At 73.1% G+C, this 15,751-nt stretch carries 12 protein-coding genes; 3 read left to right on the plus strand and 9 right to left on the minus strand.

The features are described from left to right. The first annotated feature begins 106 nt into the window (after nt 1-106). Nucleotides 107-1,153, plus strand: coding sequence for a slipin family protein (locus J116_RS06425; protein WP_023586267.1), 1,047 nt, complete (start codon nt 107-109; stop codon nt 1,151-1,153). A 3-nt stretch (nt 1,154-1,156) separates the two neighbouring features. Here J116_RS06425 and J116_RS06430 read toward each other — a convergent pair whose 3' ends face one another. The 7 genes from J116_RS06430 to aroA all read right to left on the minus strand — a co-directional run bounded on the left by J116_RS06430 (nt 1,157) and on the right by aroA (nt 10,032). Beyond that, nucleotides 1,157-2,863 (minus strand): proline--tRNA ligase, encoded by a 1,707-nt coding sequence (locus J116_RS06430; RefSeq protein WP_023586268.1) that lies wholly within the window; start codon nt 2,861-2,863, stop codon nt 1,157-1,159. 161 nt (nt 2,864-3,024) lie between these two features. After that, nucleotides 3,025-3,567, minus strand: a complete 543-nt coding sequence (locus J116_RS06435; RefSeq protein WP_023586269.1) for a GNAT family N-acetyltransferase — start codon at nt 3,565-3,567, stop codon at nt 3,025-3,027. A gap of 28 nt (nt 3,568-3,595) precedes the next feature. Then, on the minus strand, nt 3,596-4,441 hold the full coding sequence (locus J116_RS06440) for a GNAT family N-acetyltransferase (protein WP_023586270.1): 846 nt from the start codon (nt 4,439-4,441) through the stop codon (nt 3,596-3,598). 292 nt (nt 4,442-4,733) lie between these two features. Then, nucleotides 4,734-5,888 carry a flavodoxin-dependent (E)-4-hydroxy-3-methylbut-2-enyl-diphosphate synthase gene (gene ispG / locus J116_RS06445; RefSeq protein ID WP_023586271.1) on the minus strand — a complete coding sequence of 385 codons (1,155 nt, stop codon included), beginning with the start codon at nt 5,886-5,888 and terminating at the stop codon, nt 4,734-4,736. Between the two features lie 182 nt (nt 5,889-6,070). Continuing rightward, nucleotides 6,071-7,372 carry a M50 family metallopeptidase gene (locus J116_RS06450; protein WP_023586272.1) on the minus strand — a complete coding sequence of 434 codons (1,302 nt, stop codon included), beginning with the start codon at nt 7,370-7,372 and terminating at the stop codon, nt 6,071-6,073. Further along, nucleotides 7,369-8,628, minus strand: a complete 1,260-nt coding sequence (gene dxr, locus J116_RS06455) for a 1-deoxy-D-xylulose-5-phosphate reductoisomerase (protein WP_023586273.1) — start codon at nt 8,626-8,628, stop codon at nt 7,369-7,371. The genes J116_RS06450 and dxr overlap by 4 nt, the downstream gene beginning before the upstream one ends. Before the next feature lie 171 nt (nt 8,629-8,799). After that, nucleotides 8,800-10,032, minus strand: a complete 1,233-nt coding sequence (gene aroA, locus J116_RS06460) for a 3-phosphoshikimate 1-carboxyvinyltransferase (protein ID WP_028963754.1) — start codon at nt 10,030-10,032, stop codon at nt 8,800-8,802. 297 nt (nt 10,033-10,329) lie between these two features. On the opposite strand from aroA, the gene J116_RS31210 reads away from it, so the two are divergent. Together J116_RS31210 and J116_RS06470 are read left to right on the plus strand one after the other, a co-directional pair. After that, on the plus strand, nt 10,330-11,004 hold the full coding sequence (locus J116_RS31210) for a helix-turn-helix domain-containing protein (RefSeq protein ID WP_023586275.1): 675 nt from the start codon (nt 10,330-10,332) through the stop codon (nt 11,002-11,004). Between the two features lie 144 nt (nt 11,005-11,148). Then, entirely contained in the window at nt 11,149-11,610 is a 462-nt protein-coding gene (locus J116_RS06470) for a hypothetical protein (protein ID WP_023586276.1), read from the plus strand. Nucleotides 11,611-11,770: 160 nt separating this feature from the next. Here the strand turns inward: J116_RS06470 and J116_RS06475 are convergent, their stop codons facing one another. After that, entirely contained in the window at nt 11,771-13,708 is a 1,938-nt protein-coding gene (locus J116_RS06475; RefSeq protein ID WP_023586277.1) for an acyl-CoA dehydrogenase family protein, read from the minus strand. A 572-nt stretch (nt 13,709-14,280) separates the two neighbouring features. After that, nucleotides 14,281-15,726, minus strand: coding sequence for an aldehyde dehydrogenase family protein (locus J116_RS06480; protein WP_023586278.1), 1,446 nt, complete (start codon nt 15,724-15,726; stop codon nt 14,281-14,283). Nucleotides 15,727-15,751 lie beyond the last annotated feature (25 nt).

The raw sequence follows: 15,751 nt of genomic DNA on the forward strand, positions 1-15,751 counted from the left end.
TCCGTCGGGCCCGGGCGTGCGAAACCGGACGTAGACCCCCATATGGGTGCACTATGGGCGTATCCCGTTCATCGCACTCGGGTTCGACCGACGGCAGGGGGTCGTCATGGGCGAGGAACTGCTGACCGCGGCGGTGCTGGCCGGATCGGCCGTCATCGCGTACGCCGGGGCCGCCGCCAGGGTCGTCCGGCAGTACGAGCAGGGCGTCGTCCTGCGGTTCGGTCGGCTGCGCAGCCGGGTGCGGGGGCCGGGGCTGACCTTCATCGTCCCGTTCGTGGACCACATGCGGAAGGTGAGCCTCCAGATCGTGACGATGCCCGTGCCCGCCCAGGACGGCATCACCCGCGACAACGTCACGGTCAGGGTCGACGCGGTGATCTACTTCAAGGTCGTGGACCCGGTGGAGGCCGTCATCCGGGTCGAGGACTACCGGTTCGCCGTCTCGCAGATCGCGCAGACCTCGCTGCGGTCCATCATCGGCAAGAGCGACCTGGACGATCTGCTGTCCAACCGGGAGAAGCTCAACGAGGGCCTGGAGCTGATGATCGACAACCCGGCGGTCGAGTGGGGCGTCACCATCGACCGGGTCGAGATCAAGGACGTGTCGCTGCCGGAGACGATGAAGCGCTCCATGGCGCGGCAGGCCGAGGCGGACCGTGAGCGGCGCGCCCGGCTGATCAACGCGGACGCGGAGCTCCAGGCGTCGAAGAAGCTGTCGGAGGCGGCGCGGGAGATGGCCGAGACGCCCTCGGCGCTCCAGCTGCGGCTGCTCCAGACCGTGATGGCGGTCGCCGCCGAGAAGAACTCCACGCTGGTGCTGCCGATCCCGGTGGAGCTGCTGCGGTTCCTGGAGCGGTCCGCCGAGGCGGCGGAGCACCGGACGAAGGAGTCGCTGCCCTCCGAGAGCCACGAGCACCCCGGGGACGGGCACCGGGAGGGCGGCGGGGAGCGCGAGGGCGGCGAGCGGGCCGGGGCCGGTGAGCGGCTGGAGTCCGGTGAGCGGCCCGAGCTGGCTCCCGCGCAGGAGCGGGGCGCCACGCCCCCGGCGTACCAGGACCCGCCTCGCGCCGCGGCCGTGCCGCCGCCCGGACGCCGACCGGCGCCGGCCGCCCCGCTGCGGGACGACGACGCCGGTACGGCGGGATGCCTGTGAGGGCTACTCGGCTGCGGCGGTGAGGCGGGCCACCGCCTCCTCGACGGTGAGCTCCTCGCGCTCGCCCGTGCGGCGGTCCTTCAGCTCCACGACGCCCTCGCCGGAGCGGCGCCCGGCCACGAGGATCTTCGGCACGCCGATCAGTTCGGCGTCGGTGAACTTCACGCCCGGCGACACACCCGCCCGGTCGTCCACCAGGACGCGCAGCCCGGCCTCACGGAGCTTCTCGGAGATCTCCAGGGCCAGCTCGGTCTGGAGCGCCTTGCCCGCCGCGACGACATGGACGTCGGCCGGGGCGATCTCGCGCGGCCAGCACAGGCCCTTGTCGTCGGCGGTCTGCTCGGCGAGCGCCGCGACCGCGCGGGAGACGCCGATGCCGTACGAGCCCATGGTCACCCGGACCGGCTTGCCGTTCTGGCCGAGGACGTCCAGCTGGAAGGCGTCGGTGTACTTGCGGCCGAGCTGGAAGATGTGGCCGATCTCGATGGCGCGGTCCAGCATCAGGCCCGTACCGCACTTGGGGCAGGGGTCGCCCTCCTCGACCACGACGACGTCCAGGTAGTCGTCCACCTGGAAGTCGCGGCCGCACACGACGTTCCTCGCGTGCTTGTCCTGCTTGTTGGCGCCGGTGATCCAGGCGGTGCCGGGGGCGACGCGCGGGTCGGCGATGTAGCGGACCTTCTCCAGGCCCTGCGGGCCGACGTAGCCGCGTACGAGGTCGGGGCGGCCGACGAAGTCCTCGGCGGTGACCATCTCGACGACGGCGGGCGCGAGGTGGTCCTCCAGCTTGCCGAGGTCGACCTCGCGGTCGCCGGGGACGCCCACGGCGACGATCTCGCCGTCCACCTTGACCAGCAGGTTCTTCAGCGTGGTGGAGGCCGGTACGCCGAGGTGGTCGGCGAGCGTCTCGATGGTCGGCGTGTCCGGGGTGTCCAGCTCCTCGACGGGGCCGTGCGCGGAGCCGTCCGCGCTCTCGCCGCCCGCGAAGGTGACGGCCTCGGTGTTGGCGGCGTAGTCGCAGGCCGGGCAGTACACGAAGGTGTCCTCGCCGGCGGCGGCCGGGGCGAGGAACTCCTCGGACGCCGAACCGCCCATCGCTCCGGAGACCGCGGAGACGACCTTGTGGCGCAGGCCCAGGCGCTCGAAGATCCGCACGTACGCCTCGCGGTGCAGGCGGTACGACTCGGCCAGGCCCTCGTCGGTCGTGTCGAACGAGTACGAGTCCTTCATCTGGAACTCGCGGCCGCGCAGGATGCCCGAGCGGGGGCGGGCCTCGTCGCGGTACTTCGTCTGGATCTGGTAGAGGATCACCGGCAGGTCCTTGTAGGACGTGCACTGGTCCTTGACCAGCTGGGTGAAGATCTCCTCGTGCGTGGGGCCGAGCAGGTAGTCGGCGCCCTTGCGGTCCTGGAGGCGGAACAGCTCGGCGCCGTACTCCTCCCAGCGGCCGGTCGCCTCGTACGGCTCCTTGGGCAGCAGGGCGGGCAGCAGGACCTCCTGGGCGCCGATGGCGTCCATCTCCTCGCGCACGACGCGGGCGACGTTCTCCAGGACCTTCTTGCCGAGCGGCAGCCAGGACCAGATGCCCGCGGCGTTGCGGCGGACGTAACCGGCGCGGACGAGCAGCTTGTGGCTGAGCGTCTCGGCGTCCGCCGGGTCGTCGCGCAGTGTCTTGAGCATCAACCGGGACATGCGCTGGACCTGGGCCATGGGGATCTCTCCTGCGGTGAAAAGTGTGATGTGCAGGAGGTTAGCCGGGCGCCCCCGGCCCGAGGAAATCAGTTGCCGCCGTCACGCCCCGCGCGGCGGCGCTTCCCGTGCCCGCGCGGCACCGCTTCCCGTGCCCGCGCGGCACCGCGTCCGGCTGGCCGTCAGCGTCGGCGGCGCAGCGGGAGCGGGGCGCCCATGACCGCGTAGGGGCGGGGGGCGCTGGGGAAGTGGACCTGCCGGGCGAGGTCCACGTACCCGAGGGACCGGTAGAGCCTGCGGGCCGGGCTCTCGGTGTCGACGGCCGACAGGATCGAGCGGGGCTCGTCGGCCGTGCCGGTGATGGTGGTGATCAGCTTCGTGCCGATGCCGCGGGCCTGGTGGGCGGGGTGGACGTGCAGCTCGGTGATGACGAACGAGTCGTCGAGCCAGCCCTCGGTGCCCTCGCGGACCAGGTACGGCTGGACGACCGTGGACCACCAGTGGGCGCGGTCGTTGGGCATGCCGTACACGAAGCCGACGAGGCGGCCGTCCCCGGTGGTCGCCCCGTACGCGCGGGCGCCCCGGCAGGCCATGTGGCGGAGCACGATATGGCGGCGCACCGCGATCTCGCTCTCGCCGAGCCCGAAGGCGAGGGCCTGCACGGCCAGCGCGTCGTCCACCCGTGCCGCCAGGTCGAGCGGTCCGACCACCACGACGTCATCCATGGCCCGACCCTACGTCCCCCGCGCGCCCTCAGAACAGCACGCTCATGAACGCGCCGACCTCGCGGAAGCCGACCTTGCGGTACGCGGCCCTGGCAGGCGTGTTGTAGTCGTTGACGTACAGGCTGACGACCGGGGCGATGTCGGCCAGGGCGTACTGGAGGACGGCGGCCATGCCGGTCTCGGACAGGCCCCGGCCCCGGTACTCGGGCGCCACCCACACGCCCTGGATCTGGCACGCCTTGGAGGTGGCGGCGCCGATCTCGGCCTTGAAGACGACCTTGCCGTCCTCCACGCGCGCGAACGAGCGGCCGGACGAGACGAGTTCGGCGACGCGCGCCTGGTACAGCAGCCCGCCGTCGCCGGCCATCGGGGAGACGCCGACCTCCTCGGTGAACATCGCCACGCACGCCGGCATGATCAGGTCCATCTCGTCCTTGCGGACGCGGCGGACCAGCGGGTCGGGCTCCACGTCGGCGGAGGGCCGCTCGGTGACCATCAGCGGCTGGTTGGGCCGTACGTCGCGGGCGGGGCCCCAGCTCGGTTCGAGGAGGCGCCACAGCTCGGCGGTGGGTTCGGCGGGGCCGACGATCGAGGAGCAGCGGCGGCCGGTGCGGCGGGCCCGGTCGGCGAAGGCGCGGACCGCCTCGGGGGTGGCGCAGACGGGGACGAGGTTGGCGCCCGAGTAGCACAGCGAGCGCAGCCTGCCCTCGGAGTACCAGCCCCACATCTCGCCGCCGAGCCGCCACGGGTCGAGCCCGGCGGCCTGGACGCGGGCGGTGACGAACGCGTTGGCCACGGGTTCGCTGTCGAGGACGGCGAGCGCGGCGCCGAGGTCCCCGGGTTCGAGGACCCGGGTGGTGGTGTGCGTCAACACGGGGGCCTCACCAGTGGGTCTGTCGGTCTCCGCACTGTACCCGGCGCCGTGCGGGCCATGCGGTGCGGTGCGCGCCATGGAGCCGCGACGGCGCGCACGTGCGGTGCGGGCCGTGCGGATCGTGCGGTGAGCGGCGGTGCGGTGCGGGTCACGGGCTGCGGCGGTGGGCACGTGCGGTGCCTTGCGCGTCGTGCGGTGCGGCCGCGGAACCCGTGGAGCCCCGCCGGGGGCGGGTGCGCCTCGGCGGGGCTCGGGTGGTGCGGGTGGTGCGGGCCCGGAGGGGCCCCGGGGGTCAGCTGATGGAGACCTCGGGCTCGCCGGACGGCACGCCGTCCTTCTCCATCTGCGCGGCGATCTTCATCGCCTCCTCGATCAGCGTCTCCACGATCTTCGACTCGGGCACGGTCTTGATGACCTCGCCCTTCACGAAGATCTGGCCCTTGCCGTTGCCGGACGCGACGCCGAGGTCGGCCTCGCGGGCCTCGCCGGGGCCGTTGACGACACAGCCCATGACCGCGACGCGCAGCGGGACCTCCATGCCCTCCAGGCCCGCCGTGACCTCGTCGGCCAGCTTGTACACGTCGACCTGGGCGCGGCCGCAGGACGGGCAGGAGACGATCTCCAGGCGGCGCTGGCGCAGGTTGAGGGCCTCCAGGATCTGGATGCCGACCTTGACCTCCTCCGCGGGCGGGGCGGAGAGGGAGACGCGGATCGTGTCGCCGATGCCCTCGGAGAGCAGCGCGCCGAAGGCGACGGCGGACTTGATGGTGCCCTGGAAGGCGGGTCCGGCCTCGGTGACGCCGAGGTGCAGGGGGTAGTCGCACTGGGCGGCCAGCTGCCGGTAGGCGTTGACCATGACGACCGGGTCGTTGTGCTTGACCGAGATCTTGATGTCGCGGAAGTCGTGCTCCTCGAAGAGGGACGCCTCCCACAGCGCGGACTCGACGAGCGCCTCGGGGGTGGCCTTGCCGTACTTCTGGAGGAGCCGCCTGTCGAGGGAGCCGGCGTTGACGCCGATGCGGATGGGCGTCCCGGTCTCGCGGGCCGCCTTGGCGATCTCCTTGACCTTGTCGTCGAACTGCTTGATGTTGCCCGGGTTGACCCGGACGGCCGCGCAGCCGGCGTCGATGGCGGCGAAGACGTACTTCGGCTGGAAGTGGATGTCCGCGATGACGGGGATCTGCGACTTCTTCGCGATGACGGCGAGCGCGTCGGCGTCGTCCTGCGTGGGGCAGGCGACGCGGACGATCTGGCAGCCGGAGGCGGTCAGTTCGGCGATCTGCTGGAGCGTGGCGCCGATGTCGGAGGTGCGGGTCGTGGTCATGGACTGCACCGACACGGGTGCGTCGCCGCCGACGGCGACGGAGCCGACCTGGATCTGCCGACTCTTCCGGCGCTCGGCCAGCTTGGTCGGAACGGACGGCATGCCGAGAGAAATCGCGGTCATCTGCTGTGCAACCCCAAGGTATGGATCGAGGTCCCGAAATCGGCGGGCTCCGGCTCCGAGATTACAGGTGGCGTGCGGCCCCCAGCACATCGCGGCGGTCCGGCGCCACCCGACCGGCGCGGCCCCGGCGCGTGTCGGCGCCGGGGCCGCGCACCCGTGTTCGAGCGCGTGTGGCGGGCGCGTTAGGAGATCTTCACCGGGTTCACGATGTCGGCGAGGAGCACGAGCACCGTGAAGCAGATGAAGACTCCCGCGACGACGTACGCGACGGGCATCAGCTTCGCGACGTCGAACGGGCCCGGGTCGGGGCGGCGGAACAGCCGCGCCAGGTGCCGCCGCGCCGACTCCCACAGGGCGCCCGCGATGTGGCCGCCGTCGAGGGGCAGCAGGGGCAGCATGTTGAAGAGGAACAGCGACAGGTTGAACGTGGCGAGGACCAGCAGGAACGAGGCGACGATGTTCTGCGTCGGCACGTCGAGGTTCATCACCTCGCCGCTGATGCGGGCGGCGCCGACGATGCCGACCGGGGAGTCGGCCTTGCGCTCGCCGTCGCCGAACGTGGCGTTCCACAGGTCGGGGACCTTGCCGGGCAGGGCGACGACCGCGTGGGCCCCGTCCTGGATCATGTCACCCATGCGGTCCACGGACTGGCCGAAGCTGAGCGGCACGATCTCGGTCTTGGCGGCGAAGCCCAGGTAGCCCGCGGGGACGTACTTGTCGGGGATCGCCTCGCCGTCGGCGTCCTTGGCGACCACCATGTTCTCTTCGAGGACCGGCGTGAGGTCGAGGCGCTGCCCGTCGCGCTCGACGGTGACCGTGGCGGGGCCGATCGTCTCGCGGATGCGGGCGGAGAGCGTCGGCCAGTCGGCGACGGGCTCGCCGTTGAAGGCGACGACGCGGTCGCCCGCCTTGAGACCGGCGGCGTGGGCCGGGGAGACCTTGTCGCCCTCGGCGCACGTGTCGCGCTTCTCGCTCTGCGCGATGATGCACTTCTGGACGCCCGCGACCTCGGTGGTCTGGGTGGCGAAGCCGAACGACATGGCGACGCCGAGGAAGATCGCGACGGCGAGCACCAGGTTCATGAACGGTCCGGCGAACATGACGATGACGCGCTTCCACGGCTTGCGCGTGTAGAACAGCCGCTTCTCGTCGCCAGGCTGGAGCTCCTCGTACGCGGCCGAGCGGGCGTCCTCGATCATGCCGCGCCAGGGGGACGTGGAGCGGGCCTCGATGCGGCCGTCCTCGCCGGGCGGGAACATCCCGATCATGCGGATGTAGCCGCCCATGGGGATGGCCTTGATGCCGTACTCCGTCTCGCCCTTCGTGCGGGACCAGAGCGTCGGGCCGAAGCCGACCATGTACTGGGGCACGCGGATGCCGAACAGCTTGGCCGTGGAGAGGTGGCCCAGCTCGTGCCAGGCGATGGAGATGAGCAGACCCACGGCGAACAGCACGATGCCGAGGATCGTCAGAAGTACGGTCATGCGCGGACCTCCGCGGTCGTCCCTGCGGCCTTGGCGGCCAGCTCCTGGGCCCGGGCGCGGGCCCAGGTCTCCGCTTCGAGGACGTCCGCGACCGTGAGTGAGGTTCCCGGGGCCGGTGTGCCGTGCTCGGCGACGACCTCGGTGACCGTGTCCATGATGCCGGTGAAGGGCAGCCGCCCGGCGAGGAAGGCGTCCACGCACTCCTCGTTGGCCGCGTTGAAGACGGCGGGCGCGGTGCCGCCCAGCTCGCCGACGTGCCGGGCCAGGCCGACGGACGGGAACGCCTCCGTGTCGAGCGGGAAGAACTCCCAGGTGGACGCCGTGGACCAGTCGAAGGCGGGGGCGGCGTCCGGGACGCGCTCGGGCCAGCCGAGGCCGATGGCGATGGGGCCGCGCATGTCCGGCGGGGTGGCCTGGGCGAGGGTGGAGCCGTCGGTGAACTCCACCATCGAGTGCACGTACGACTGCGGGTGGACGACGACCTCGATGCGCTCGAACGGGATGTCGTACAGCAGGTGGGCCTCGATGACCTCCAGGCCCTTGTTCACGAGCGTGGCGCTGTTGACGGTGATGACCGGGCCCATCGCCCAGGTGGGGTGGGCGAGGGCGTCCTCGCGCGTGACGTTCGCCAGCTCCGCGCGCGTACGGCCGCGGAAGGGGCCGCCGGACGCGGTGACGACCAGCTTGCGGACGTCGGCGCGCGTACCGGCGGCGAGGGCCTGGAACAGCGCGGCGTGCTCGGAGTCCACCGGGATGATCTGGCCCGGCTTGGCGACGGCCTTGACCAGCGGGCCGCCGACGATGAGCGACTCCTTGTTGGCGAGGGCCAGGGTGCGGCCCGCCTCCAGGGCGGCCAGTGTCGGCGCGAGGCCGATGGAGCCGGTGATGCCGTTGAGAACCGTGTGGCAGTCGGAGGCCGCGAGCTGCGTGGCGGCGTCCGGGCCGGCGAGGATCTCGGGCATCGGCTCGGAACCGTACGCCTCCTTCAGCGCGTCCCGCAGCGCCGGCACCGCGTCCTCGCGGGCCACGGCGACGGTGCGCACGCGCAGCCGGTACGCCTGCTCGGCCAGGAGCCCGGCCCGGCCGCCCGCGGCGGACAGCGCGGTGACGCGGAACCGGTCGGGGTTGCGCAGCACCAGGTCGATGGCCTGGGTGCCGATGGACCCGGTGGAGCCGAGGACGACGATGTCCCGGCGGCCTTCGGCCGGATCGAAGGCGATGTGCGGGTCGGCGAGGGGTGCTGGGCTGTCGCTCATGCCCCCATTCTTGCCGCATCCGGTGCCGCGCTTGACCCGCTCCCCCTGGGTGACCGCATCCGGAGGGCGCCCGTCCGGTACGGGCGCCGCGTCGGGCCGGGTCCGGGCGCCGCGTCCGGCGTGGTACGGCCGACGGGACCGGCGAGATCAGTCCGGCGGGTCCGGCGGGGTTCAGTCCGTGGCGTCGCGGTAGCGGGCGAACGCGTGGTGGAAGCCGGGGAAGGTCTTCCGTACGCAGCCGGGGTCGTCGAACGTGATGCCGGGGGTGCGCAGGGCGGTGACGGCGAAGGACATGACCATGCGGTGGTCGCCGCGGGTGGCGATCTCGGCGGGGCGGGGCGTGCCGGGGCGGATCTCCAGCCAGTCGGGCCCGGTGGTGGCGGTGATCCCCAGGCGGCGGAGGTTGTCGGCGCAGGCGTCGAGGCGGTCGCACTCCTTGACGCGGGTGTTGGCGACGTCCTCGATGCGGACGAGCCCGTCGGCGAAGGGCGCGAGGGCGGCGAGCGTGGGCATCGTGTCGGAGATGTCGCGCATGGTGACGGTGAGCCCGTGGAGGCGGCCGGTGCCCCGTACCGTCGTCGCGCCGGCGGCCGTCTCGACGTGGGCGCCCATGCGGGCGAGGACCTCGGTGAAGCGCAGGTCGCCCTGGAGGGCGCCGGTGCCGAGTCCCGGGACGGTGACCTCGCGGCCGGTGAGTGCGGCGGCGGCGAAGAAGTAGCTCGCGGTGGAGGCGTCCGGCTCGACGGCGTAGGTGGTGGCGCGGTAGCCGGTCGGCGGGACGGTGAAGACGTCGCCGTCGCGGACGGGTGCGGCGCCGAACGCGCGCATCATCGCGAGGGTGATCTCGACGTACGGCACGGAGACGAGGTCCGTGACGGTGATGCGCAGGCCCTCGGCGGTGAGCGGACCGAGCATCAGCAGGGCGGTGAGGTACTGGGAGGACTGCCCGGCGTCCAGGGTGAGGTCGCCGCCCTTGATCCCGGCGGCGGCGAGGCGCAGCGGGTGGTGGCCCTCGGCCTCCTCGTGGCGCAGGTCCACGCCGAGGGCCCGCAGGGCCTGGGTGAGCGGGCCGAGCGGGCGGCGGCGCAGCTGGGGCGAGGCGTCGAAGCGGAAGTTGCCGTGGCCGGCGGCGGCGAGGGCGGGCAGGAAGCGTCCGGTGGTGGCGCCGTCGCGGCAGTACACGTCGGCGGTGCCGGCGGGCGGGCCTTCCGGTCGGCCGGTGACGCGCCAGGCCTCGGGGGTGCGTTCGACCTGGTAGCCGAGGGTGGTGAGTCCCTCGGCGAAGCCCTCGGTGTCGTCGGAGGCGAGGGGGCGCAGGAGGGTCGTGGTGCCCTCGGCCGCGGCCGCCAGGAACAGGGCGCGGGCGGTGACGGACTTGGAGCCGGGTATGTCGATGACGGTCACGGCGCCCATCCTGCCGGGTGGGGGCGGAAGGGCGCCTGGCGTCTCACGGGGTGGTCAGGAGACTGCGGACGGGTGCGTCGTGCCGGTGTCCGGCAGGGGGCCGCGGGCACCGTGAGCCTCCCCCATGGGGTCGGGGCGGGGCGCCGCGGACGGTGGCCGACGGGCGTACACGGCGGCGACACGTCGGAAATGTTTCACCCCGCGCCCCGACGCGAGGAACATGTGCGCGGACATCAGGGCCGGGGCCGCGCGGCCGTTCGGGGGACGCGGCCACTTCACGCCATCCGGGGGGATGCCATGGACACAGCCGTACGCGCGCGGGCGACGGGCAGGGGACGCGGGGTGCTGGAGGGGGCTTTCGCCCTGCTGGACGCCCTGCGGCGGCACGGCGGCGAGGCGGGGGTGACCGAGCTGGCGGCCGCGTGCGGGATGCCCAAGAGCACGGCGCACCGGCTGCTGGAGCAACTGATCGCGCTGGAGGCCGTGGAGCGCCACGGTCCGCGCTACCGGCTGGGTGCGTATCTCTACCGGCTCGGTCAGGCGTGGCAGCCGCATCCGGGACTGCGGGCGGCGGGGCGCCTGCCGCTGCACCGGCTGAGGGCCGCCACCGGCGGGAGCGTGCTGCTGGCGGTGCTGCGGGAGGACCGGGCGCTGACGGTGTGTTCGGTGCCCGGCCGGGTGGAGCCGCTCGTACCGGTCCGTGACGGTGAGACGTTCTCGCTGGACACGGCGTTGGGAAAGGCGCTGCGGGGCCCCGTGCGCGGTGGCGCCGTACTGGACCGGGAGGACGTGATGGCGGGGGTGTGCTGCGCCGCGCTGCCGGTGCGGTCCCCGGCGGGGGCCGTGGTGGGGGCGGTCGCCGCGGTGGTCGAGGCGGGTCAGCGGCTGGAGGTGGTGGCGGGCCGGGTCGCCGAGGCGGCGCTCGCCGTCACCCGCGCGCTGGCCCGGGCGGGGGTGGAGGCGCGGAGGTGAGGGCGGGCCCGGGGGCGTTCCGCTGAGCGGAACGCGCGTAGAGACGGGCGGGGGGCGGCGGGCAGGGTGGCGGTGTGCCGGGGGAAGGCACGGGCCCCGCGGAGGAACGCGGGGCCACCACATCACCCAAGGGGGAAACCGATCATGCGTGGAATCGCTCGAGTGGCCTCGGCCGCACTGCTCTCGCTCGCCGGCGTCGCCGGGTTCGCCGGGGCGGCGCAGGCCGAGCCGATCGACTACGTCCGCATCGAGCTGCTCCAGCTGACCTGCCACCAGCAGAGCGAGGGCGATCACGACGAGGCGTACCTGAAGGTCACCGACGCCAACGGCAACGCCGTCAAGGTGTGGCCCGGCAGCGTCAAGTACCAGACGATGGGCGCGGGTTACGTCCGCTCGATGACGGACGGCAACGGCAACGCGGCGCTCGTCCTGGGCAAGCAGCAGGCCCGCACCATGACGCTGTGGGACTACGACACGACGAGCGGCGACGACAAGCTGGGAGCGACGCTCGTCACCGGCAGCGAGGCGGGGGCTGAGGTGCAGTACCGCTCGCTGGAGGGGTCCGGCGGCGTCTACACGATCGCCTACCGGGTGATCGACATCTGACGGTCCCGGCGCCTTCGCGCGCCGGACCGCCGGGCGGGTGCCGGTCCGCCCGGCCACCGGACCGCCGGGCGGGTGCCGGTCCGCCCGGCCACCGGACCGCCGGGCGGTGCGGGTGGGTGCCGTCCGCCCGCCCGGCGGAGGGCCGCCGCCCCGTCCGTGGTCAGCGGATGGGGCGGTGGACGTTCTCGCGGGTGGAGGGGCCGGGGGTGGCGTCGGCGATCCAGGGGCCGTCGCCGCTGGGGTCGATGATGCCCTCCTCCAGCCAGGTGTAGCGGCCCGCGAGGACGTTGTCGACGACCTTGCGGTCGAGGTCGTCGGTGTTGTCCCACAGGCGGCCGAAGAGTTCCTCGACGCGGAGGCGGGACTGGCGGCAGAACGTGTCGGCCAGTTCGTAGGCGGCACGGCCGTGGTCACCGTTGGTGCGCAGCAGTTCGGCGCGTACGCATGAGGCGCTCATGGCGAACAGTTCGGCGCCGATGTCCACGATCCGCCCGAGGAACGCCTGTTTGGTCTCCATCCGGCCCTGCCAGCGGGACATGGCGTAGAAGGTGGAGCGGGCCAGCCTGCGGGAGGTGCGCTCGACGTAGCGCAGGTGCTGGGCGAGGTCGGGGTGGCCCTTGGGGTGGAAGTCGGCGTACGCGGTGGGGAGCTGGCCGCGTCCGGCGACGAGGCGGGGCAGCCAGCGGGCGTAGAACGCGGTGGCCTGGGCGCCCGCCTTCGCCTTGTCGCCGAGGGTCTTGTCGGGGTCGATGAGGTCACCGGCGACGGCGAGGTGGGCGTCCACGGCCTCGCGGGCGATCAGCAGGTGCATGATCTCGGTGGAGCCCTCGAAGATGCGGTTGATCCGCAGGTCGCGCAGGAGCTGTTCGGCGGGTACGGCCCGTTCGCCGCGGGCGGCGAGGGAGTCGGCGGTCTCGTAGCCGCGGCCGCCCCGGATCTGGACCAGTTCGTCGGCCATGAGCCAGGCCATCTCGGAGCCGTACAGCTTGGCGAGGGCGGCTTCGATGCGGATGTCGTTGCGGTCCTCGTCGGCCAACTGGCTGGACAGGTCGAGGATGGCCTCCAGGGCGAAGGCGGTCGCGGCGATGAAGGAGATCTTCGTGCCGACGGCCTCGTGGCGCGCGACGGGCCTGCCCCACTGCTCGCGGACGGCGGACCATTCGCGGGCGATCCTCAGGCACCACTTCCCGGCGCCCGCGCACATCGCGGGCAGGGAGAGGCGGCCGGTGTTGAGGGTGGTCAGCGCGATCTTCAGGCCGGCGCCCTCGGGGCCGATGCGGTGGGTGGCGGGGACGCGGACGCGGTGGAAGCGGGTGACGCCGTTCTCCAGGCCGCGCAGGCCCATGAACGCGTTGCGGTTCTCGACGGTGACGCCCTCGGACGCGGCCTCCACGACGAAGGCGGTGATGCCGCCGGGGTGGCCCTCGGACTTCGGTACGCGGGCCATGACGACGAGCAGGTCGGCGACGACGCCGTTGGTGGTCCACAGCTTGACGCCGTCGAGGACGTACTCGTCGCCGTCGGGGACGGCGGTGGTGGCGAGGCGGGCGGGGTCGGAGCCGACGTCGGGTTCGGTGAGGAGGAAGGCGGAGATGTCCGTCCGGGCGAGGCGCGGCAGGAACGCCTCCTTCTGCTCCGGGGTGCCGAACAGTTTCAGCGGCTGCGGTACGCCGATCGACTGATGGGCGGAGAGGAGGGCGCCCACGGCGGGGCTGACGGAGCCGACGAGGGCGAGGGCCTTGTTGTAGTACACCTGGGTGAGGCCGAGGCCGCCGTACCTGGTGTCGATCTTCATGCCGAGCGCGCCGAGCTCCTTGAGGCCGTCGATCACGGCGTCGGGGATGCGGGCCTCGCGCTCGATGAGAGCGCCGTCGATCTTCGTCTCGCAGAAGTCGCGCAGCTTGGCCAGGAACTCCTCGCCGCGCTGGACGTCCTCGGCGGGCGGCAGCGGGTGCGGGTGGATCAGGTCCAGGCGGAAGCGGCCGAGGAACAGCTCCTTGGCGAAGCTCGGCTTGTGCCAGTCCTGCTGCCGGGCGGCCTCGGCGACCTGCCGGGCCTCGCGCTCGGAGACTCTGGGTGTGTGGTGCGGGCCGGTCATGGGGGCTCACCTCACCGCGGTTCGGGGCTGGCCGGCCGGGGTCGGACCGGCCGGTTGGGGGTGACCGGCCGGGCGGCCGGTCGGTTCGGGGGTGACCGGCCGGGTGGTGGTGGCGCCGGTCGGGGTTTCCGGGCGGTCGGCCGGGCTCCCGGCCGGGGCGCTACTCGTCCGTGTTACCCGATGACGGCGCGTACGAAAAGGCGGCAGGCAGCGTCCCGTACCGGCACGAGCCCCTCCCCCGTACCGCACCGACCTGGCCCCGGGCCGCCGTTCGGTGCCCCGCCGGGCGCTTGGAGCGACCTCACCCACCGGGCCGTCCGGGTGAACCGCGCACCACCCGTCCGGCCGTACTCCCGGCGGGCGCGTCCCGTCCCGGCCCGGGAACCGTACGGGCCCGCGCTTCGACACCCGGACGGGCACGCCGATGCCCGGCCGTCCGCCACGGGGGCGCCGACGCCGGGGCGCCGGGGTCGCCGGGTCGGCCGCGGCGCGTCCTCGCGGCCGGCACGAAGACGGCCGGAGCCCCCGCACAGTGGGCTCCGGCCGTCGGCTCGGTGGTGTTCGTGGGCTGGTTACAGGGCCAGACCCGTGAGGACGAGGACGCGCTCGTACGTGTAGTCGTCCATCGCGTAGGCGACGCCCTCGCGGCCGACGCCGGACTGCTTGACGCCGCCGTACGGCATCTGGTCCGCGCGGTACGAAGGCACGTCGCCGATGATCACGCCGCCGACCTCCAGCGCGCGGTGGGCGCGGAACGCGGTCTGGAGGTCGTGGGTGAACACACCGGACTGGAGGCCGAACTTGGAGTTGTTGACCTCGGCGAACGCGGCGGCCTCGCCGTCCACCTTGTGCAGCGTCAGGACCGGGCCGAAGACCTCCTCGCAGGCGAGGGTCGCGTCGGCAGACAAGTCGGCGAGCACGGTCGGGGCGTAGGTCGCGCCCTCGCGCTTGCCGCCGGTCAGGAGCGCCGCGCCGCCCTTGACGGCCTCGTCCACCCACGACTCGACGCGCTTGGCCGCGTCCTCGCTGACGAGCGGGCCGACCTCGGTGGCCTCGTCGTTCGGGTCGCCGGTGCCCTGCGCCTCGACCGCGGCGACGATCTTCGGGACGAGCCGGTCGTACACCGAGGCGTCCGCGATGACCCGCTGGACGGAGATGCAGGACTGGCCGCCCTGGTAGTTGGAGAAGGTGGCGATGCGGGTCGCCGCCCAGTCCAGGTCCTCCTCGGAGGACCAGTCGGCGAGGACGACGGCCGCGGCGTTGCCGCCCAGCTCCAGCGTGCAGTGCTTGTGCGGCACGGACTGCTGGATGGCGTAGCCGACCTTGTCCGAGCCGGTGAAGGAGATGACCGGCAGGCGCTCGTCCTGGACGAGGGCGGGCATGCGGTCGTTGGTGACCGGCAGGACCGACCACGAGCCGGCGGGCAGGTCGGTCTCGGCGAGGATCTCGCCCAGGATCAGGGCGGAGAGCGGGGTCGCCGGGGCAGGCTTGAGGATGATCGGGGCGCCGACGGCGATGGCCGGGGCGACCTTGTGGGCGCACAGGTTCAGCGGGAAGTTGAACGGCGCGATACCGAGGACGACGCCCTTGGGGAAGCGGCGCGTCAGGGCCAGACGGCCCGTGCCGCCCGCGTCCGTGTCGAGGCGCTGGGCCTCGCCGCCGTTGAAGCGGCGGGCCTCCTCGGCGGCGAAGCGGAAGACGGAGACGGCGCGGCCGACCTCACCGCGGGCCCACTTCAGGGGCTTGCCGTTCTCGGCGGTGATGAGCCGCGCGATCTCCTCGGTCCGCTCGGCGAGCCGCTTCGACACATGGTCGAGGGCGGCGGCACGGACGTGCGCTGGAGTGGCGGCGAACTCGTCGAGGACGGCGTGGGCGGCGGCCACCGCCTCTTCGACCTGGGCCTCGGTGGGCACGCTCACCTGGCCGACGAGGTGGCCGTCCCAGGGGGAGGTGACGTCGAAGGTGGTCTCGCCGGTGGCCTGGCGGCCGGCGAGCCAGAAGGCGTGGGTGGCAGTCATCGCGGTCCCGGCCCTTCCGAGTAGT

Source organism: Streptomyces thermolilacinus SPC6 (assembly GCF_000478605.2).
In the GTDB taxonomy this organism is placed as follows: Bacteria; Actinomycetota; Actinomycetes; order Streptomycetales; family Streptomycetaceae; genus Streptomyces; species Streptomyces thermolilacinus.

Bases quoted from the DNA above. Each gene is read 5' to 3' on its own strand.
- J116_RS06425 (WP_023586267.1), top strand. From the start codon at position 107: ATGGGCGAGGAACTGCTGACCGCGGCGGTGCTGGCCGGATCGGCCGTC.
- J116_RS06430 (WP_023586268.1), bottom strand. From the start codon at position 2,863: ATGGCCCAGGTCCAGCGCATGTCCCGGTTGATGCTCAAGACACTGCGC.
- J116_RS06435 (WP_023586269.1), bottom strand. From the start codon at position 3,567: ATGGATGACGTCGTGGTGGTCGGACCGCTCGACCTGGCGGCACGGGTG.
- ispG (WP_023586271.1), bottom strand. From the start codon at position 5,888: ATGACCGCGATTTCTCTCGGCATGCCGTCCGTTCCGACCAAGCTGGCC.
- J116_RS06450 (WP_023586272.1), bottom strand. From the start codon at position 7,372: ATGACCGTACTTCTGACGATCCTCGGCATCGTGCTGTTCGCCGTGGGT.
- dxr (WP_023586273.1), bottom strand. From the start codon at position 8,628: ATGAGCGACAGCCCAGCACCCCTCGCCGACCCGCACATCGCCTTCGAT.
- J116_RS31210 (WP_023586275.1), top strand. From the start codon at position 10,330: ATGGACACAGCCGTACGCGCGCGGGCGACGGGCAGGGGACGCGGGGTG.
- J116_RS06470 (WP_023586276.1), top strand. From the start codon at position 11,149: ATGCGTGGAATCGCTCGAGTGGCCTCGGCCGCACTGCTCTCGCTCGCC.
- J116_RS06475 (WP_023586277.1), bottom strand. From the start codon at position 13,708: ATGACCGGCCCGCACCACACACCCAGAGTCTCCGAGCGCGAGGCCCGG.
- J116_RS06480 (WP_023586278.1), bottom strand. From the start codon at position 15,726: ATGACTGCCACCCACGCCTTCTGGCTCGCCGGCCGCCAGGCCACCGGC.